This window comes from Streptomyces sp. NPDC002004, from assembly GCF_053593975.1.
The window spans coordinates 302,019-321,620 of the sequence record NZ_JBSFDP010000005.1; the positions used below are offsets into that span (position 1 = coordinate 302,019).

Annotated in this window: 14 protein-coding genes; 7 read left to right on the top strand and 7 right to left on the bottom strand. The window is 70.3% G+C overall.

Translation table 11 applies throughout. The features are described from left to right. The first annotated feature begins 15 nt into the window (after window positions 1-15). Complete coding sequence (locus ACWCP6_RS11695) at window positions 16-330, top strand: ferredoxin (protein ID WP_450932198.1); 315 nt, start codon at window positions 16-18, stop codon at window positions 328-330. Between the two features lie 100 nt (window positions 331-430). On the opposite strand, the gene ACWCP6_RS11700 is transcribed toward ACWCP6_RS11695, so the two are convergent. The 3 genes from ACWCP6_RS11700 to ACWCP6_RS11710 all read right to left on the bottom strand — a co-directional run bounded on the left by ACWCP6_RS11700 (window position 431) and on the right by ACWCP6_RS11710 (window position 3,651). After that, window positions 431-1,015, bottom strand: a complete 585-nt coding sequence (locus ACWCP6_RS11700) for a hypothetical protein (protein ID WP_450932199.1) — start codon at window positions 1,013-1,015, stop codon at window positions 431-433. Window positions 1,016-1,208: 193 nt separating this feature from the next. Next, window positions 1,209-2,111 carry a tRNA (adenine-N1)-methyltransferase gene (locus tag ACWCP6_RS11705; RefSeq protein ID WP_450932200.1) on the bottom strand — a complete coding sequence of 301 codons (903 nt, stop codon included), beginning with the start codon at window positions 2,109-2,111 and terminating at the stop codon, window positions 1,209-1,211. Window positions 2,112-2,178: 67 nt separating this feature from the next. Beyond that, a complete protein-coding gene (locus ACWCP6_RS11710) occupies window positions 2,179-3,651 on the bottom strand; it encodes a site-2 protease family protein (RefSeq protein WP_450932201.1) in 1,473 nt (490 codons plus the stop codon). Window positions 3,652-3,761: 110 nt separating this feature from the next. On the opposite strand from ACWCP6_RS11710, the gene ACWCP6_RS11715 reads away from it, so the two are divergent. Both ACWCP6_RS11715 and ACWCP6_RS11720 read left to right on the top strand, forming a co-directional pair. Then, entirely contained in the window at window positions 3,762-4,643 is an 882-nt protein-coding gene (locus ACWCP6_RS11715; RefSeq protein ID WP_450932202.1) for a RecB family exonuclease, read from the top strand. Between the two features lie 14 nt (window positions 4,644-4,657). Continuing rightward, window positions 4,658-5,329 carry a response regulator gene (locus ACWCP6_RS11720; RefSeq protein ID WP_450932203.1) on the top strand — a complete coding sequence of 224 codons (672 nt, stop codon included), beginning with the start codon at window positions 4,658-4,660 and terminating at the stop codon, window positions 5,327-5,329. A gap of 170 nt (window positions 5,330-5,499) precedes the next feature. On the opposite strand, the gene ACWCP6_RS11725 is transcribed toward ACWCP6_RS11720, so the two are convergent. The 4 genes from ACWCP6_RS11725 to metH all read right to left on the bottom strand — a co-directional run bounded on the left by ACWCP6_RS11725 (window position 5,500) and on the right by metH (window position 13,760). Continuing rightward, window positions 5,500-7,083 (bottom strand): ABC transporter substrate-binding protein, encoded by a 1,584-nt coding sequence (locus ACWCP6_RS11725; protein WP_450932204.1) that lies wholly within the window; start codon window positions 7,081-7,083, stop codon window positions 5,500-5,502. A gap of 38 nt (window positions 7,084-7,121) precedes the next feature. Next, window positions 7,122-8,726, bottom strand: coding sequence for an ABC transporter substrate-binding protein (locus ACWCP6_RS11730; protein WP_450932205.1), 1,605 nt, complete (start codon window positions 8,724-8,726; stop codon window positions 7,122-7,124). A gap of 440 nt (window positions 8,727-9,166) precedes the next feature. Beyond that, window positions 9,167-9,862 carry an HAD family hydrolase gene (locus tag ACWCP6_RS11735; protein WP_450932206.1) on the bottom strand — a complete coding sequence of 232 codons (696 nt, stop codon included), beginning with the start codon at window positions 9,860-9,862 and terminating at the stop codon, window positions 9,167-9,169. A 379-nt stretch (window positions 9,863-10,241) separates the two neighbouring features. Beyond that, complete coding sequence (gene metH / locus ACWCP6_RS11740; RefSeq protein ID WP_450932207.1) at window positions 10,242-13,760, bottom strand: methionine synthase; 3,519 nt, start codon at window positions 13,758-13,760, stop codon at window positions 10,242-10,244. A gap of 274 nt (window positions 13,761-14,034) precedes the next feature. Between metH and ACWCP6_RS11745 the strand changes: the two genes are divergently transcribed. The 4 genes from ACWCP6_RS11745 to ACWCP6_RS11760 all read left to right on the top strand — a co-directional run bounded on the left by ACWCP6_RS11745 (window position 14,035) and on the right by ACWCP6_RS11760 (window position 19,544). Next, entirely contained in the window at window positions 14,035-14,799 is a 765-nt protein-coding gene (locus tag ACWCP6_RS11745) for an IclR family transcriptional regulator (protein WP_450932208.1), read from the top strand. A 678-nt stretch (window positions 14,800-15,477) separates the two neighbouring features. Then, complete coding sequence (locus tag ACWCP6_RS11750; protein WP_450932209.1) at window positions 15,478-16,275, top strand: MIP/aquaporin family protein; 798 nt, start codon at window positions 15,478-15,480, stop codon at window positions 16,273-16,275. 98 nt (window positions 16,276-16,373) lie between these two features. Beyond that, entirely contained in the window at window positions 16,374-17,927 is a 1,554-nt protein-coding gene (glpK, locus tag ACWCP6_RS11755) for a glycerol kinase GlpK (protein WP_450932210.1), read from the top strand. A 6-nt stretch (window positions 17,928-17,933) separates the two neighbouring features. Then, window positions 17,934-19,544: an FAD-dependent oxidoreductase gene (locus ACWCP6_RS11760; protein WP_450932211.1), complete on the top strand. Its 1,611-nt coding sequence runs from the start codon at window positions 17,934-17,936 to the stop codon at window positions 19,542-19,544. Window positions 19,545-19,602: the final 58 nt, after the last annotated feature.

Sequence of the window (19,602 nt, forward strand, 5' to 3'; positions counted from 1 at the left end):
GAAACGGCAGGAGATATGACCGTGCAGCAAGAGGACCGGTCCGGTGCGGACACGGTGGCCGATCTCGAGGTCTGGATCGATCAGGACCTCTGCACCGGCGACGGCATCTGTGTCCAGTACGCGCCGGAGGTCTTCGAGCTGGACATCGACGGTCTGGCCTATGTGAAGGGCACGGACGACGAGCTGCTCCAGGAGCCGGGTGCCACGACGCGCGTACCGCTTCCGCTGCTGGTGGACGTGGCCGACTCCGCGAAGGAGTGTCCGGGCGACTGCATCCATGTACGCCGCGTCGCGGACGGGGTGGAAGTCTACGGCCCCAACGCGGAGTGACCGTACGACTACAGGATGACCGGCAGGTCGCCTCGCGATGCGCAAGGGCCCGGGTCCGCCATGACGGCGACCCGGGCCCTGCCCGTATGTGACCGTCGCGTCACACGCTGCTCGCCTCGGCGGGCGTGGACCGCATGAACGCGCCGTTCTTCCACTGCCACTTGGCCCGCTCCTTCACGTCGGGGCAGCAACTCGGCACGTCGGGCGACGAGTAGCCGAGCAGGGTGGCGGTGATGGCGCCCCGGTGCACGGTGAGACCGCTCACGGTGAGCCGGTCCTTGGGCTCGACGAGAGTGGCCACGATCCGGGGCTTCGCCGCGCCGGACGCCCCCGAGGTGAGCACGTACACGCCGTTGGGCGGGGCGCCCGAGCCGGCGTCGCAGCGGGCCACGGCCACGGTCTCCGGTCTGCCGTCCCCATCGAGGTCCCCGGAGGCGGAGTGCTGCACGAGGATCTTCGCGGGGCCGCACTGGAGCGGAAATGTCACGGCGGCCGGGTCGGGAGGGGCCACGGGCGCGGGAACCGCAGGGCCGGCCGCATGGGCGGCGGGGGCGGCCGCGGTCGCGGCGTCGGGCTGCAGGAACGACGAGGCCGCGACGACCGCGGCGATCGCCGTCGCCGTGGCGACCCAGTGGATCGGGCGGCTGTCTGGAAGCGCCAGTTCCGGAACGGCGGAGTGCTGCACGAGGAGTGTCTCCTGTGAGGGCTGTACCGGTGGGGGTGGCCAGCATGGTGCCATACCTCACACTGCGGCGGAACGGTGGGGTCCGAGGGTTCTGCCGGCGCCTGCCGATATGTCAAGACAAAGACGCCGCCGCCGAGTTCCCGCGGACGTGCGGGAACTCGGCGGCGGCGCTGCTTCGTTGGTCCTGCGTGTATCAGCCGGCGGAGCCGCCGTCGGCGTTGGGACCGCTGTAGTCCTCGCCGTAGGCGCCCTTGGCGGGGCGGCGCCGGCGCATGGGGGGCTCCACTCCGTCCGCGAGCCGGCGGGCGGTGAGCAGGAAGCCGGTGTGGCCGATCATGCGGTGGTCCGGGCGGACGGCCAGACCCTCGATGTGCCAGTTGCGGATCATCGTCTCCCAGGCGGTCGGCTCGTTGAAGCAGCCGATCTCGCGGATGGACTCCACGGTCCGGGCGAGCTGGGTGGTGGTCGCGACGTAGCAGCAGAGGATGCCGCCCGGGACGAGCGCCTTGGAGACGGCCTCCAGGCACTCCCAGGGCGCGAGCATGTCCAGGATGACGCGGTCGACGTCGGTGTCCGACAGGTTGTCCTGGAGGTCGCCCACGGTGAGCTGCCAGGCGGGGTGGGGGCCGCCGAAGTAGCGCTCCACGTTCTGCTTGGCGATCTCCGCGAAGTCCTCGCGGCGCTCGTAGGAGTGCAGCATGCCCTGGTCGCCGATGGCGCGCAGCAGGAAGCTGCTGAGCGATCCCGAGCCGACACCGGCCTCCACGACGCGGGCGCCGGGGAAGATGTCGGCGAAGGACAGGATCTGCCCCGCGTCCTTGGGGTAGACCACGGCGGCGCCGCGGGGCATGGACAGGACGTAGTCGGGGAGCAGGGGGCGCAGCGCGAGGTAGGCGACGTTCCCCGTGGTGCGGACAACGCTGCCCTCGGGAGCGCCGATCAGCTCGTCGTGGGGGAAGGAACCCTTGTGGGTGTGGAAGTTCTTCCCGGCCTCGAGCGTGAACGTGTAGTGGCGTCCCTTGGGGTCGGTGAGCTGGACCTGGTCCCCGACCTTGAAGGGCCCGCGTCGGCGGGCGGCACCGGTCGGTTCGGACATGTGACCAGCCTACCGGTCCGTGCGGGGGCCGCCGACCACGGCCGGTGTCCGGCGGGACCGGGCGGGGTCAGCGCGGCCGGCCCATGGCCTGGACGAAGGCACGCTCGACGTCGGCGGCGGACAGGACGCCGTAGATCTCGCCGGACTCCTCGAGGACGAGGTATTCGGTGGCGGGTGTGGCGCGCAGGACGTCGAGGAGCTCTTCGCCGGCGAGTTCGGCGGAGACGCGCATGCCGTCGGTGAGGTCCTGGGCGAGGCTGCTGACGGGGACCCAGGGCCTGCGGTGCTGGGGGACGCCGACGATGGCGGCCTCGCGGACGACGGCGAGGGGTGTGCCGTGGGCGTCGACGACGACGAGGGCGCGTGCTCCGGCGTCGTTGGCACGGCGCAGGGCCTCGGAGAGGGGGGTGTCGGTCTCGACGGGGACGGCGCGGCGGGTGAGGGTGCGGGCGCGCAGTCCGGGCAGGTGCTCACGGAGGCGGGCCATGCGGAGGCTGTTCCCGGCGCCGGTCCAGATGATGCCGGCGAGGATCGCGGCGAGCAGGGCGTCGGTGACGGTGTCCATGCCGCCGGTTTCCTCGGCGTGGGTGCCGAGCGCTCCGGACTGGGTGAGCAGCGGCAGTCCGACGAGCACCGAGATGGCGAGGGCGCGGCCGACCCAGGCGGCGGCGACGGTGCCGCTCATGGGTTTGCCGGTGACCTTCCAGACGACGGCACGGAGCATGCGGCCGCCGTCCAGGGGCAGGCCGGGCAGCAGGTTGAAGGCCGCGACGATCAGGTTGGAGATCATCAGGCCGGCGAGGAGGACGCCGGGGACGGTGCCTGGTTCGACGGCGCGCATCCCGGCCCAGAAGGCCGCGGCGAGGACGAGGGAGAGGAGGGGGCCGACGAAGGCGAGGACGAATTCCCGGCCGGGGGTCTCGGCCTCCTTCTCGATCTCGGACACCCCGCCGAAGAACTGGAGCCTGATGCGGCGGACCGGGAGCTTGAAGCGGATCGCGGCGACGGTGTGGGCCAGTTCGTGGACGAGCACCGAGGCGTAGAAGGCGACTGCGAAGAAGAGGGAGACGAGGTAGCGGGCGGCGCCGAGTTCGGGCAGGACGCGGTCGAGCTGCCCGCCGAACACCCAGGTGATGAGGGCGGCGACGAGGAACCAGCTGGGGGCGACGTAGACGGGTACGCCGAACGGGCGGCCCATGAGGATGCCGCCGCCGGGCTCGGGAGGGCCTGGCGGCGGCTTGGGCCGGCCGTGGCCCGCGGGTTCGACCGGGTCGCTGGGCGCGGGGCCGCCGGTGCCGTCGTCGCTGTGCGCGGGGGTGTGGGCGCGGGTGTGCCCGGGGTGGCCGGCCGGGCCGGGGGCTGTGCGTTCCGGTTCCGCCGTGCGGTGGCCGTCGGACGGCGCATGCGCGTCCTCGGGCGGCGCTCCGGTACCGGCGTCGTGGCGGTCGTCACCGCTGCCGGGGCGCTGCCGCCGGTCGCGGTGGTCGTCCGTCTCGCTGTCGCCGGACCGCGGCTGCCCGCTCCCGCCGCTCTCGTCCACGGTGTCCCCTCGTTAGAAAGCATCCCTCGCTCCCGATCATGCAGGGCGAGAGGGTCCGTCGTCGATGGTATGCGTCCGGGTGTCAGTGCCGGGCCGTAGGGTCTGTGGTCATGGAAACCAGCACCGACGGTGCCGGGGCCTCGGCGCGCCCGGCTTCGCTGTCGCCCTCGCGTGCGAGCGACTTCATGCAGTGCCCGCTGCTGTACCGGTTCCGGGTGATCGACAAGCTGCCCGAGAAGCCGAGCGAGGCGGCCACCCGCGGGACGCTGGTCCACGCGGTGCTCGAGCGACTGTTCGACGCCCCTGCCGAGGAGCGTACGGCGCCGCGCGCGAAGTCGCTGATTCCGGGCCAGTGGGACCGTCTGCGGGAGGCGAAGCCGGAGCTGACGGAGCTGTTCGCGGAGGATCCGGAGGGCGAGCGGGTCGCGCGCTGGCTGGCGGAGGCCGAGCAGTTGGTGGAGCGCTGGTTCACGCTGGAGGACCCGAGCCGTCTGGAGCCCGCGGAGCGGGAGCTGTTCGTGGAGGCCGAGCTGGAGTCGGGGCTCAGGCTGCGCGGCATCATCGACCGGGTCGACGTGGCGCCGACGGGCGAGGTGCGCATCGTCGACTACAAGACGGGCAAGGCCCCGCGTCCCGAGTACGCGGAGGGCGCCCTGTTCCAGATGAAGTTCTACGCGCTGGTGGTGTGGCGCCTGAAGAAAGTGGTGCCGCGCCGGCTCCAGCTGGTCTATCTGGGCAGCGGCGATGTGCTGACGTACGACCCGGTGCTCGCGGACCTGGAGGCGGTCGAGCGGAAGCTGCACGCGCTGTGGCGGGCGATCGAGCGGGCGACGCGGACGGGCGACTGGCGTCCGCGTCCGACGAAGCTGTGCGGCTGGTGCGACCACCAGGCGGTCTGCCCGGAATTCGGGGGCACTCCCCCGCCGTATCCGCTGCCGCTCGGGGCGCCGGAGTCGGGTGTCGGAGAGCAGGGCAGAATGGGGCCGGACTAGCGAAGGAGACTTACGTGGCCATCCGCGTCCTACTGGTCGACGACCAGCCACTGCTGCGCACGGGGTTCCGGATGATTCTGGAGGCGGAGCAGGACATCGCGGTCGTCGGTGAGGCCGGAGACGGCCTCCAGGCGCTCGACCAGGTACGTGCCCTCCAGCCCGATGTGGTCCTGATGGACATCCGCATGCCCCGGATGGACGGGGTGGAGGCGACGCGGCAGATCACCGGCCCCGGCCGGGACGGTCCGGCGAAGGTACTGGTGCTGACCACCTTCGACCTCGACGAGTACGTGGTGGAGGCGCTGCGCGCCGGTGCCAGCGGCTTCCTGCTGAAGGACGCGCCGGCGAACGAGCTGGTGCAGGCCATCCGGGTGGTGGCGGCCGGCGAGGCGCTGCTCGCGCCGAGCATCACCCGCCGCCTGCTCGACAAGTACGCCGGCCATCTTCCGTCGGGTGACGAGCCGGTGCCGGACACGCTGGGGACGCTGACCGAGCGCGAGGTCGAGGTCCTGAAGCTGGTGGCGCGGGGCCTGTCGAACGCGGAGATCGCGGCGGATCTGTTCGTGAGCGAGACGACCGTGAAGACGCATGTGGGGCATGTGCTGACGAAGCTGGGGCTGCGGGACCGGGTGCAGGCCGCGGTGTACGCGTACGAGAGCGGGCTGGTGCGCCCCGGCGCGCAGTAGTTTCCGCGCGGCGCAGCCGCGGGGGCCCGGGGTACGTCGCCGTGCTGCGCCTCACCGGGCGGCCCCGGAGCCGCCGTCGTGCTGTGACCGGCCGGGCGCAATGCCGCACGCGCGGCCGGGAACGGCCGATGGCCGCCCCGAAGGGCGGCCATCGGTGTGTGCGGGGTCCGTCAGTCCTTGTGGATCTCCCAGAACCGGAACACGGTCGACGCGTCGAGGCAGTTCTCCAGGCCGTAGACGTTGTCGCCGACGACGGCGTACTGCTTGGCCTGCCAGATCGGGATGACCGGCAGGTCGGCGGCGACGATGTTCTGCAGCCGGGCGAAGTCCTGGTCCGTGGAGGCACGGTCGCTCTCGGCGGCGGTCTCCGGGATGAGCCTGCCGGTGATCGTCCTGTTGACGTAGTGGTTGTCCAGGACGTTGCCGTCCCCGAAGAACGGCTGCGTGAAGTTGTCCGGGTCCGGGTAGTCGGGGACCCAGCCCTTCACGTACACGCCGTACCTGCCGGCTGCGATGTCCTTCTCGTACTGGCTGTATCCGACGGACTTCACATCGGCGGCGAACAGTCCGCTGGCGTTGAGCTGCTTGGCCACCGCCTGGAGCTCCTGGTCGGTGGCCGGGCCGTAGCGGGACGGGGTGGACCACAGGGTGAGCTTCACCTTGCCGGTGATGCCGGCCGCGCGGAGTGCCGCCTGGGCCTTGGCGCGCTGCGGGCGGGAGCCGTAGGTGTCGAAGAACGCCGTGTTGTGGCCGGCGATACCGGCCGGGATGATCGAGTACAGCGGGGTGGCGGTGTCGTCGTAGACCTGCCGGACCAGGGCCTCCCGGTCGATGAGGTACGCCATGGCCTTGCGGACGCCGAGCTTGCCGGCCACCGGGTCCTTCATGTTGAAGACCAGGTGCTGCACCTCGGCGCTGTTGCCCTCGACGATCTCGATGCCCTTGCTGGTGGACGTGTCGCGCTCGATGTCGCCGATGTCCTGGGCGGCGAGGCCTCGGTAGGCCACGTCGATGTCCTTGCCGAGGAGCGCCTTCTTCAGGGCCTCGCGGTTGCCGTGGAAGAGCTTGACGGTCACTCCGGAGTTGGTGACCTTCGCCTGGCCCTTGTAGGCCGTGTTGACGGAGAACACCGCCTTGTCCCGGCCGATGGAGTCCAGCTTGTACGGACCCGATCCGACGGCCTTCTTGTCGGACCGCAGGCGCCCGCCGGGGTACTGGCGGTGGTCGACGATGGACCCGGCGCCGGACGCGATCTTGCTGGGGAAGGTGGCGTCCGGCACCTTCAGCTTGAAGACGACCGTCGAGGCGTCGGGCGCCTCCACCCGGTCCAGCATCGGGAACATGATGGCCGGACCGGCGTCGTCCTTGATCCTCATCATGCGGTCGAACGAGAACTTCACGTCGGTGGACGTCAGGGCGTCACCGTTGCTGAACTTCAGCCCGCTGCGCAGGGAGCAGGTGTAGACCTTGGCCGAGGCGTCCGTGAAGTGGCACTCCTTGGCGGCGTCCGGCTCCGGGTCCGTGCCCCCCTTGGGGAAGGACAGCAGGGACTGGAAGACGTTGTTGAACAGCAGCCAGGATCCCGGGTCGTAACCGGAAGCCGGGTCCGTGGCGAGGATGTCGTCGGACATTCCCACGATCACGGATGGGCCCGTGCCCCCGGCGTCGCTCTGCTCTGAACCACAGCCGGTCAGCAGGCCGGCGGCCAGCCCCGCGGAGAGAGGCAGGGCCAGCCACTGATTGCGCATTTTCACTTGCGTGTGCCTTTGTCGTCGGTCTACCGGGGGGCAGCTCAGCCGCTCACGCCGCGGCTGAGCTCCCACAGTTGCAGGTTGGAGGAGGAGTCGAGAGCCCACTCCACTCCCTGGATGTCATCACGCGCGGCGACGTACTGCTTGCCCTGCCACAGCGGCAGCACCGGGACGTCGTCGGCGACGATGTTCTGGATCCTTCCGAGGCTCTTCGCCGCGGCGAGGCGGTCCGCCTCACGACGGGAGTCGGGGATCAGCTGGCTGCGGATCTGCCCGTTCGTGTAGGGAGAGTTGAGGAAGTTGCCCTTGTCGAGGAACGGGGCGAGGAAGTTGTCGGCGTCCGGGAAGTCGGGGAACCAGCCGAGGCCGTAGGCCGCGTACTTGCCACCGAGCTCGTTCGGCCGGTAGTCGGACCACTTCGTGCCCTTGATGGACACGTCGAAGAGATGGCTGTCGTTCAGCTGCTGCTGCAGCAGCTCGAACTCCCTCTTGGTGCCCGTGCCGTAGTGGTCGGTCGTGTAGTTCAGGGTGAGCTTCACCGGGGTGGTGACGCCGCCGCGCTGCAGGATGCCTCGCGCCTTCTGGACGCTCGGGTCGCTGTACTTGTTGAAGAACGAGTTCGCATGTCCGGTGACGGTGGCCGGGACGAGCGAGTAGAGCGGTTCGGCCGCCGAGCCGTACACCTGGGAGGTGATCTGCCCCCGGTTGACGATCTGCGCGACGGCCTGGCGGACGGCCTTGTTCTTCACGACCGGGGCGTTGGTGTTGAAGCCCAGGTAGCGGATTTCCAGGCCGGGCGTCTCGACGAGGTTGATGTCCTTGCCCGGGTTGTCGGAGAGCTTCTTGATCTGCTCCGGCGACAGGGTGCGGGTCATCAGGTCGATGTCGCCGTGCTCGAGCGCACTGCCCATGGCATCCGGGTCGTCGAAGGAGCGCAGCTCCACCGTGCCGGTCTTCGGCGTCAACTGGCCCTTGTAGTGCGGGTTCTTGGTGAAGACCGCCTTGACGAGGGTGTCGCCCTCGACCTCGGCCCGGAAGGTGAAGGGACCGGAGCCGTCGACCTGGAAGCCGTCGCGCAGCGCCTTCCCGCGGTAGTTGTGGGGGTCCACGATGCCGGCGACGGGTGTCGCCAGCTTGAACGGGAAGGTCGCGTCCGGCGTCTTCAGATGGAAGATGACCTTGTCCTCGCCCTGCGTCTCGACGGTGTCGATGCTGGAGAGCAGGCCGGACACACCGCTGTCGCTGTTGATGGCCCGGACCCGGTCGATCGAGAACTTGACGTCGGAGGCGGTGACGGGGCTGCCGTCGCCGAACGCGAGGCCGGAGCGCAGGGTGCACTCGTAGCGCTCGTTGCCGGTGTCGGTGAAGCCGCACTGCTTGGCGGCCTCGGGCACCGGGTCGCCGCCGCCGCGGGGCAGGGTCATCAGCGTCTGGATGGTCTGGCGCAGGATGTTCCAGGAGCCGGCGTCGTACGCGTAGGCCGGGTCGAGGGGCGCGGGGACCTTGCTCGAGGCGGTGAACCGGTCGGTGGTACCGACGACGATGGCGTTGGCGTCCTTGCTCCCGCTGTCGGTGCTGCCGCAGGCGGCAAGCACGGGGGCGAGCAGGCCGATGGCGGCCGGCAGCACCAAGGTCTTGCGGTTCATGCTCGAAATTCTCCAGAGCTCTTCGTCCCGTGACACCGGCAACGGGGGTGGTGCTGTCGGGGGCACGAGGGGGGTACGGCGATGTTCTCGAGGGTGAGATTAGTGCGCGCCGCGGGGGCGGCCGGAGGGGACCGGAGCCGGGGGTTCATCACGCAGCGAAACCGGGCGTGGACGCACCGATAACCCGACAGTGGAAGGTTTCGTGCACCCTCTCCCCAATCGGGACACAAGGTCACGACCGGGGGTTGTGAAACACGTGTCCCAGCACAAGGACGCCGCCGTGTCGAGAGCTGGTTGCGTGGTAAACCTCACACCCTCAACTCGATTGACGCGTACCGGAATTCGGCTGGGCCACATCGAAATCCGGGGAACCGTCCCCCACCTGGGCGGACGGCCCCCGGACTGCCTCCCCCGCCCGGCAAGCGGACGGCCGGGGTCGCTCAGAGCGCCATCAGGCCCTGCAGGAACGGAAGGTCGACCTCTTCCAGGGAGCGGACCACCGCGCGGCGCTGGGCGGGCTTGATGGGGGCGACCGAGGGCACCGCCACCACCGTGCAGCCGGCCGCCTCGGCGGAGGCGACGCCCGTCGCGGTGTCCTCGACGACGGCGCACCGGGACGGGTCGGCGCCGAGACTGGACGCGGCCAGCAGATACGGGTCGGGGTGCGGCTTGGTGCGCTCGACCTCGTCGCCGGCGACGGTGAAGGTGAAGTGCTCCGGCCCGAGGGACGTGAGCACGCGGTCGATGATGCGTCGGTGGGAGGCGGAGACCAGCGCGGTGGGGACCTGGTGGGCGGCCAGTTCGGCCAGCAGGCGCGCGGCGCCGGGCATGAGCGGCAGATCGCGGCTGATGCGGTCCTCGAAGCCGTCGTTGAGCAGGACGGACAGTTCGGGGAGGGTGATGTCGGCACCGGTGGCCTCCAGGAGGAATCCGGCGCTGCGCGTCATCGGACCGCCGACGACGACGTGCCGCCAGGCCTCGTCGAGCTGGTGTCCGAGCGTGGCGAAGACCTCGACCTCGGCGTCCCACCAGAAGCCCTCGGTGTCCACCAAGGTGCCGTCCATGTCGAGCAGAACCGCCTGCAGCGTGGGGACGTCGGCCGTTCGGGTACCGACGGCGGGGACCGTGCTGGTCATCCGGGCGCACCTCCATCAGGGACGACAAGGCCGGTTGCCACATCCGACACAAGAGGCAACCGGCCTGTACGGGACCGACCAGTGTACGACTGGTGAGCGCGAAGTGCGCAGTATGCGAGGTGTGACGCGCGGTGAGAGCGCTCACATCGGGCGTGTGCGGCTCTCCGGCGACAGTGCGGCAGGCTGTGCGGCCCCCGGTCGGCAGGACGGCGACGCCCCGGGACGCCCGCACCGTGCACACACGGTGATCGAGCTCACCATACGTACACGGACGGCTGCGTCGCGCGAGGAGCGGGCCACCGCACGACCGGGACGCCGTCGACCTCGGGGCCCGTGAGGCCCTGTGCAGGGCCCCGCGGGCGACGGCCCGCCGGGCCGCTCAGCGGGCGTTGAAGTACTTCGCCTCGGGGTGGTGGATGACGATGGCGTCGGTGGACTGTTCCGGGTGCAGCTGGAACTCCTCGGACAGGACCACCCCGATCCGCTCGGGCTGGAGCAGGTCGGCGATCTTCGCCCGGTCCTCCAGATCGGGGCAGGCGCCGTAGCCGAGGGAGAAGCGGGCGCCGCGGTACTTGAGCGCGAACATGTCCTCCATCTCGGCGGGGTCCTCGGCGGCGAAGCCGAGCTCGGAGCGGACCCGGGCGTGCCAGTACTCGGCGAGCGCCTCGGCCAACTGCACGGACAGGCCGTGCAGTTCGAGGTAGTCGCGGTAGGCGTTGGCCTCGAACAGTTCGGCGGTCGCCTCGCCGATCCTGGAGCCGACGGTGACCACCTGCAGGCCGACGACGTCCGTCTCGCCGGACTCCTCCGGGCGGAAGAAGTCGGCCAGGCAGAGCCGGCGGCCGCGGCGCTGGCGCGGGAAGGTGAAGCGGGTGCGCTCGTTGCCCTGTTCGTCGAGGATGATCAGGTCGTCGCCCTTGGAGACGCAGGGGAAGTAGCCGTAGACCACGGCCGCCTCCAGCAGGTTCTCCGTCTGGAGCTTGTCCAGCCAGCCGCGCAGCCGCGGCCGCCCCTCGGTCTCGACCAGCTGTTCGTAGGTGGGTCCGTCGCCGGCGCGGGCCTGCTTGAGGCCCCACTGCCCCTTGAACAGGGCACCTTCGTCGAGCCAGGAGGCGTACTCCTTGAGCTGGATGCCCTTGATCACCCGGGTGCCCTGGAACGGCGCCTTCGGCACGGGGTTGTCGACGGCGACGTCGGAGCGGACCGCACCCTCCTCCGCGCGCTCCTCGACCTGGACGCCCGTCGCCCTGACGCGGCGCTGCTTGAGCTCGGGCAGGGCGGCGCCGGGCACGCCGCGCTTGACGGCGATCAGGGCGTCCATCAGACGCAGACCCTCGAAGGCGTCGCGGGCGTAGCGGACCTCGCCCTGGTAGATCTCGTGCAGGTCCTGCTCGACATACGCCCTGGTCAGGGCGGCGCCGCCGAGGATGACCGGGTACTTCGCGGCCAGCTCGCGCTGGTTCAGCTCCTCCAGGTTCTCCTTCATGATCACGGTGGACTTGACCAGGAGCCCGGACATGCCGATGACGTCGGCCGCGTGCTCCTCGGCAGCCTCCAGGATCGCGGAGACGGGCTGCTTGATACCGAGGTTGACGACGTTGTAGCCGTTGTTGGACAGGATGATGTCGACGAGGTTCTTGCCGATGTCGTGGACATCGCCGCGGACGGTCGCCAGCACGATGGTGCCCTTGCCGTCCGCGTCGGACTTCTCCATGTGCGGCTCGAGATAGGCCACCGCGCTCTTCATGACCTCGGCGGACTGGAGCACGAACGGCAGCTGCATCTGCCCGGAGCCGAACAGCTCACCGACGACCTTCATGCCGTCCAGCAGCGTGTCGTTGACGATGTCGAGCGCGGGACGCTCCTGAAGCGCCTCGGCCAGGTCGGCCTCCAGGCCGTTCTTCTCCCCGTCGATGATCCGCCGCTTCAACCGCTCCTCCAGCGGCAGAGCGGCCAGCTCCTCGGCCTTGCCCGCCTTCAGGGACTTGGCGGTGGCGCCCTCGAACAGCACCATCAGCTTCTGCAGCGGGTCGTAGCCCTCGGCACGGCGGTCGTAGATCAGGTCCAGCGCCGTGGTGACCTGCTCCTCGTCGAACCGGGCGATGGGCAGGATCTTGGACGCGTGCACGATCGCCGAGTCCAGACCCGCCTTGACGCACTCGTCCAGGAACACCGAGTTCAGCAGGATGCGCGCGGCCGGATTGAGCCCGAAGGAGATGTTCGACAGCCCCAGCGTGGTCTGCACATCCGGGTGACGCCGCTTCAGCTCACGGATCGCCTCGATGGTGGCGATGCCGTCCTTGCGCGACTCCTCCTGCCCGGTGCAGATGGTGAAGGTCAGACAGTCCATGAGGATGTCCGACTCGTGGATGCCCCAGTTCCCGGTCAGGTCGGCGATCAGCCGCTCGGCGATGGCGACCTTGTTCTCCGGCGTGCGGGCCTGGCCCTCCTCGTCGATGGTCAGCGCGATCAGCGCGGCGCCGTACTCCCGCGCCAGGCTCGTGACCTTCGCAAAACGCGAATCGGGCCCGTCACCGTCCTCGTAGTTGACCGAGTTGATCACGGCCCGGCCGCCGAGCTTCTCCAGCCCCGCCCGGATCACGTCGACCTCGGTGGAGTCCAGCACGATCGGCAGCGTCGAGGCGGTCGCGAACCGCCCGGCCAGCTCCTCCATGTCGGCCACACCGTCGCGCCCCACGTAGTCGACGCACAGGTCGAGCATGTGGGCGCCCTCGCGGATCTGCTCGCGCGCCATCTCCACACAGTCCTCGAAGCGGCCCTCGAGCATCGCCTCGCGGAACTTCTTGGAGCCGTTGGCGTTGGTGCGCTCGCCGATCGCCAGATACGAGGTGTCCTGGCGGAACGGCACGCTCTGGTACAGGGAGGCGGCGCCCGGTTCCGGCTGCGGATGCCGCTCGGGCGGGGTGACACCGCGCACCCGGTCCACGACCTGCCGCAGATGCTCCGGCGTCGTTCCGCAGCAGCCGCCGATCAGGGACAGGCCGTAGTCGCGGACGAAGTTCTCCTGGGCGTCGGCCAGCCCTTCGGGGCCGAGCGGGAAGTGTGCTCCGTCCTTGGTGAGGACCGGGAGGCCCGCGTTCGGCATGCACAGCAGGGGGATGCGCGAGTGGCGGGTCAGATAGCGCAGGTGCTCGCTCATCTCGGCGGGGCCGGTCGAGCAGTTCAGGCCGATCATGTCGATGCCCAGCGGCTCCAGCGCGGTCAGTGCCGCGCCGATCTCCGAGCCCAGCAGCATGGTGCCGGTCGTCTCGAACGCCATCGAGCAGAGCAGCGGCACCTCGACCCCGGCCGCCTCCATCGCCCGCCGCGCACCCAGGACCGACGCCTTCGTCTGGAGCAGGTCCTGCGTGGTCTCGACGATCAGGGCATCCGCACCACCGGCGAGCAGGCCCTCGGCATTGGCCTGGAAGCCGTCACGGATGGTGCCGAAGTCGACGTGGCCGAGGGTCGGCAGCTTGGTGCCGGGGCCGATCGAGCCGAGGACCCAGCGCGGGCGGCCGTCACCGCTCGCATAGGCGTCCGCCACCTCACGGGCGATACGGGCACCGGCCTCGGAGAGCTCGAACACACGGTCGGAGATCTCGTACTCCGCCATGGCGGCGTGGTTTGCGCCGAACGTGTTGGTCTCGACGCAGTCGACGCCCACCTCGAAGTAGGCCTCGTGCACCGAGCGGACGATGTCGGGCCGGGTCACGTTCAGGACCTCGTTGCAGCCCTCGAGATTCTCGAAGTCCTCGAGGCTGGGGTCCTGCGCCTGGAGCATGGTGCCCATCGCGCCGTCGGCGACCACGACGCGCGTGGCGAGCGCCTCGCGCAGTGCGGCGACGCGGGTGCTGCTGTCGGACGGCACGGAAGAAGGGGTCGGCAACGAGGCCATGAAAGTGCTCCCTGGAGTGCGACGGCTGTCGGCTTTGCGTCCACCCCGGGAACGTCCCGTGGCAGGCGCACGTCGCCAGCGTAACCGGGACGCCCGAAGCGCGTTCGGAGCGTCCACGGGCCGGGACGGCCACCCCGCGCGCGGAGTGGCCGAAACGGGACGGAAGACTGGGCGCCCGCCTATTAACACTGGGTCGACAAAGAACGATAGTGTTCGGCATTGTCGAACGTTGGTGGCATGTGAAACGTTCGAGGGACGGAGGAAGGGAGCTGCGATGGCACGGAACATCCAGTCGCTCGAGCGGGCTGCCGCGATGCTGCGGCTGCTCGCGGGCGGCGAGCGCCGGCTCGGCCTCTCGGACATCGCCTCCTCACTGGGGCTCGCCAAGGGTACGGCGCACGGGATCCTGCGCACCCTGCAGCAGGAGGGATTCGTCGAGCAGGACGCGGCATCGGGGCGCTATCAGCTGGGCGCGGAGCTGCTGCGCCTCGGCAACAGCTATCTCGATGTGCACGAGCTGCGCGCGCGGGCGCTCGTCTGGACCGACGACCTGGCCCGCTCCAGCGGCGAGAGCGTCTACCTCGGCGTGCTGCACCAGCAGGGCGTGCTGATCGTGCACCACGTGTTCCGGCCCGACGACAGCCGCCAGGTGCTGGAGGTGGGCGCCATGCAGCCGCTGCACTCGACCGCGCTGGGCAAGGTGCTGGCCGCGTACGACCCGGTGGCGCACAGCGAGGCCGTCGAGACGGACCGGGAGCTGTTCACCGCTCGCACGACGGGCGACCTCATTGATTTCGAAGGACTGCTCGACCTCACCCGCGCGCGGGGGTACGGCGCCGACGTCGAGGAGACCTGGGAGGGCGTGGCCTCGGTCGCCGCGCCCATCCACGACCGGCGGCGGATGCCCGTGGGGGCGGTGGGCGTCACCGGCGCCGTGGAGCGGGTCTGCCTGGACGGGGAGCTCAGGCCCGACCTGATCGCGGCGGTGCGGGACTGCGCCCGCGCGGTCTCCCGCGATCTCGGCGCCAGCCGCTTCTGAGGCGTGTCGGGGCCCGGCGACCCGCCGGGACCGCGGTCGCGGGCCCTCACAGGCGCACGGCGCGTGGCCCTGCGACCCCGCGGACCGTTCCGGTTCCGACGCCCACGTCGCCGCATTCCCCGACGGGCCGGCCGGCCCCGCCTGTTCCCCCTGCCGTCGCCGGCACCGCCGCGCAAGGGCGTGCCCTTGCACAGGCTCAGTCCACCTCGCCCCGGAGCACCACCGCCGCGAGCTGCGTCCGCCTCGTATAGATCGCGGCGGCACCCCGCGGCGGGACATCTTGCACAGCGCCGCCCGCGGCCTCCGCGGCCCCGCCGCGCAAGGCTCACGCACCCCGCCGGGGCGAGGTGACACCGACTGCGGGGCCGCGCGCGGGGCCCGTCGGAAGCACCCGTTCCGGTGACGTTGCGCTCGACATGCAGGCGGTCCGCCACCGCGCGACGATCAATAGCACAGAGCGATCAATAACGATCAGATTTTCGACAAGTGAACCTCTTGACGTGCCCGTAACGCCGAAGCAGACTCGCGTCCACCGGTCGGCATTGTCGAACACCTAACGGCAATACGCGCTAGAGTGTGGCAGTGCCACGGGCCGGTTTCCGCCCCCTCCTCGGGGCGCGAGCCACCGGAGGGACCCGGGGTTCGCCTTCCCCTGGACGAAGGACAAAGGAGTCGCGGGTGTCCAGCTCCGACATCTTCATCGGCGAGACCATCGGTACCGCCGTACTCATCCTGCTCGGCGGTGGCGTGTGCGCCGCCGTCACGCTGAAGCGCTCCAAGGCGCAGAACGCCGGCTGGCTGGCCATCACCTTCGGGTGGGGCTTCGCCGTGCTCACGGCCGCTTATCTGGCGGGGGGCGTCTCCGGCGCCCACCTCAACCCGGCGGTGACCATCGCGCTCGCCATCAAGGGCGCGACGCCCTGGAGCGACGTACCGCTCTACCTGGGTGCGCAGCTGCTGGGCGCCATGATCGGTGCGGTGCTGGTGTGGATCACCTACTACGGCCAGTTCCGGGCCCACCTGACCGACCGCGAGATCGTCGGCGGTCCCGGCGCCCAGGACACCGCCGTCCCCGCGGCCAAGGTGTCCACCGGTGAGCCCGGCCCCGTGCTCGGCATCTTCTCCACCGGCCCCGAGATCCGTAACGCGGTGCAGAACCTCGCCACGGAGATCATCGCGACGATCGTCCTGGTGCTGGCGATCCTCACGCAGGGTCTGAACGACAAGGGCAACGGCCTCGGTGTGCTCGGCGCCCTCGTCACCTCGCTGGTCGTGGTCGGTATCGGCCTCTCCCTCGGCGGTCCGACCGGGTACGCGATCAACCCGGTCCGCGACCTCGGCCCGCGCATCGTCCACGCGCTGCTGCCGCTGCCCAACAAGGGCGGCTCGGACTGGGGCTACGCCTGGGTCCCGGTCGTCGGCCCGCTGATCGGAGGCGTCCTGGCAGGCGGTATCTACAACATCGCGTTCGCCTGAGCCGCCGGCGGGGCAGGACGAGCAACCGAGACCGGCTCACTGCCCCGCCTCGGCGGACCACCGCTCGAGACCGCCCTTCACAGACCTTGGAGCAACCCGTGACCGAAACCAACACCACTCACTCCCACGGCGAAGGCCCGTTCATCGCGGCCATCGACCAGGGCACCACGTCCAGCCGCTGCATCGTCTTCGACCGGGACGGCCGCATCGTCTCCGTCGACCAGAAGGAGCACGAGCAGATCTTCCCGAAGCCGGGCTGGGTCGAGCACGACGGCAACGAGATCTGGACGAACGTCCAGGAAGTGGTCGCCGGTGCGATCGCCAAGGCGGGCATCACCCGCCAGGACATCAAGGCGATCGGCATCACCAACCAGCGCGAGACCACGATCCTGTGGGACAAGAGCACCGGCCGGCCGGTGCACAACGCGATCGTCTGGCAGGACACCCGCACCGACGCGCTCTGCAAGGAGCTCGGCCGCAACGTCGGCCAGGACCGCTTCCGCCGCGAGACCGGCCTGCCGCTGGCCAGCTACTTCGCGGGCCCGAAGATCCGCTGGCTGCTCGACAACGTCGAGGGCCTGCGCGAGCGCGCCGAGCGGGGCGAGATCCTCTTCGGCACGATGGACTCCTGGGTCATCTGGAACCTCACCGGCGGCGTCAACGGCGGCCACCACGTCACCGACGTCACCAACGCCTCCCGCACCATGCTGATGAACCTGCACACGATGGAGTGGGACGAGCGCATCCTCGAGTCCATGGGGGTCCCGGCGGCCGTGCTGCCGGAGATCCGCTCCTCCGCCGAGGTGTACGGCGAGGTCACCGGCGGCAGCCTCGGCGACCTGCTCGGCGGCGTGCCCGTCGCGTCCGCGCTCGGCGACCAGCAGGCGGCCCTGTTCGGCCAGACCTGCTTCAGCGAGGGCGAGGCCAAGTCCACGTACGGCACCGGCACCTTCCTGCTGATGAACACCGGCAGCAAGATCATCAACTCCTACTCGGGTCTGATCACCACCGTCGGCTACAAGATCGGCGACCAGGACCCGGTCTACTCCCTCGAGGGCTCGATCGCCGTCACGGGCTCCCTGGTGCAGTGGATGCGCGACCAGATGGGCCTCATCAACTCGGCCCCCGAGATCGAGACGCTCGCCGCGTCCGTCGAGGACAACGGCGGCGCCTACTTCGTACCGGCCTTCTCCGGTCTGTTCGCCCCGTACTGGCGCTCCGACGCCCGCGGTGTGATCGCCGGCCTCACCCGGTACGTCACCAAGGCGCACCTCGCGCGCGCCGTCCTCGAGGCAACCGCCTGGCAGACGCGCGAGATCACCGACGCCATGACGAAGGACTCCGGCGTCGAGCTGACCTCGCTGAAGGTCGACGGCGGCATGACCTCCAACAACCTGCTGATGCAGACGCTCTCGGACTTCCTGGACGCGCCGGTGGTGCGCCCGATGGTCGCCGAGACCACCTGCCTCGGCGCCGCCTACGCCGCCGGACTGGCCGTCGGCTTCTGGCCCGACACCGAGGCCCTGCGCGCCAACTGGCGACGGGCCGCCGAATGGACCCCTCGCATGGACGCCGACAAGCGCGAGCGCGAGTACAAGGACTGGCTCAAGGCCGTGCAGCGGACCATGGGCTGGATCGAACACGAGGAGTAAAAAGCGATGACCACCCTGCAGAGTGTCCCGGCTCTTGGGACGCACCCGGCTTCCGGCTCCGTCCCGAGCCGCGCCGAGACCCGGGAGCAACTGTCCAAGGCGACGTTCGACCTCCTGGTGATCGGTGGCGGGATCCTGGGCATCTCCACCGCCTGGCATGCCGCACAGTCCGGACTGCGGGTGGCTCTGGTGGACGCCGGCGACTTCGCCGGCGCCACCTCCTCCGCCTCCTCCAAGCTGCTCCACGGCGGTCTGCGCTACCTGCAGACCGGCGCGGTGAAGCTGGTCGCGGAGAACCACTTCGAGCGTCGTGCGGTGTCCCGTCAGGTGGCCCCCCACCTGGCGAACCCCCTCACCTTCTACCTGCCCGTGTACAAGGGCGGGCCGCACGGCGCCGCGAAGCTCGGCGCGGGCGTGTTCGCGTACTCGGCGCTGTCCGCCTTCGGCGACGGCGTCGGGCACCTGCTCTCCCCCGCCAAGGCGCAGGCCGACGTGCCGGAGCTGCGCACGGAGAACCTGAAGGCCGTGGCCGTGTACGGCGACGACCAGATGAACGACTCCCGGATGGCGCTGATGACGGTCCGCGCGGCGGTCGAGGCCGGCGCGGTCGTCCTCAACCACGCCGAGGTCACCGGCCTGCGCTTCACCAACGGCCGGGTCACGGGAGCGGACCTGAGGGACCGTCTCGACGGTGCGGAGTTCGGCGCGAACGCCCGTCTCGTGCTGAACGCGACCGGCCCCTGGGTCGACCACCTGCGCCGGATGGAGGACCCGGGCGCGGCCCCGTCGATCCGGCTGTCGAAGGGCGCGCACCTCGTCCTGAAGCGGACCTCGCCGTGGAAGGCCGCGCTGGCCACGCCGATCGACAAGTACCGCATCACCTTCGCCCTGCCCTGGGAGGACATGCTCCTGCTCGGCACCACCGACGAGGAGTTCGAGGGCGACCCGGCGGACGTGTCCGTCAACGACAACGACATATCCCAGATACTCGACGAGGCCGCGTTCTCGGTGCGGGACCAGCAGCTGAAGCGCGAGCTGATCACCTACGCGTTCGCGGGTCTGCGGGTGCTGCCGGGCGGCCCCGGCAACACCTCGAAGGCCAAGCGCGAGACGGTCGTCACCGAGGGCAAGGGCGGCATGCTGTCCGTCGCCGGTGGCAAGTGGACCACCTTCCGCCACATCGGCCGTACGGTCATGAAGAAGCTGGAGTCGCTGCCGGGCCACCCGCTCGGCGAGGACTTCGAACCGATCTCCGAGCTGCCCAAGAAGCTGCCGCTGCCCGGCGTCGCCAACCCGCGCGCCGTCGCGCACCGGCTGCTGGTCGACGGCCCGGCGCCCGGTCCGCGGATGGCGGCGGACACCGCCAAGCACCTGGCGACGCACTACGGTTCGCTGTCCTTCGACATCGCGCGCCTCGCGAACGAGAACCCGGAGCTGGGCGAGCGCGTCCACCCCGACGCTCCCGAGATCTGGGCGCAGGTCGTCTACGCCCGTGACCACGAGTGGGCCGAGACGGCGGACGACGTCCTGCGGCGCCGCACCACGCTGACGATCCGCGGTCTCGACACCGAGGACGTGCGCGGCAGGGTGCAGAAGCTGCTCGACGAGAAGAAGTAGCCGACGTACCGGTACTGGGGCGGTTCCCACGAGGGAGCCGCCCCAGTGGTGTGTCCGG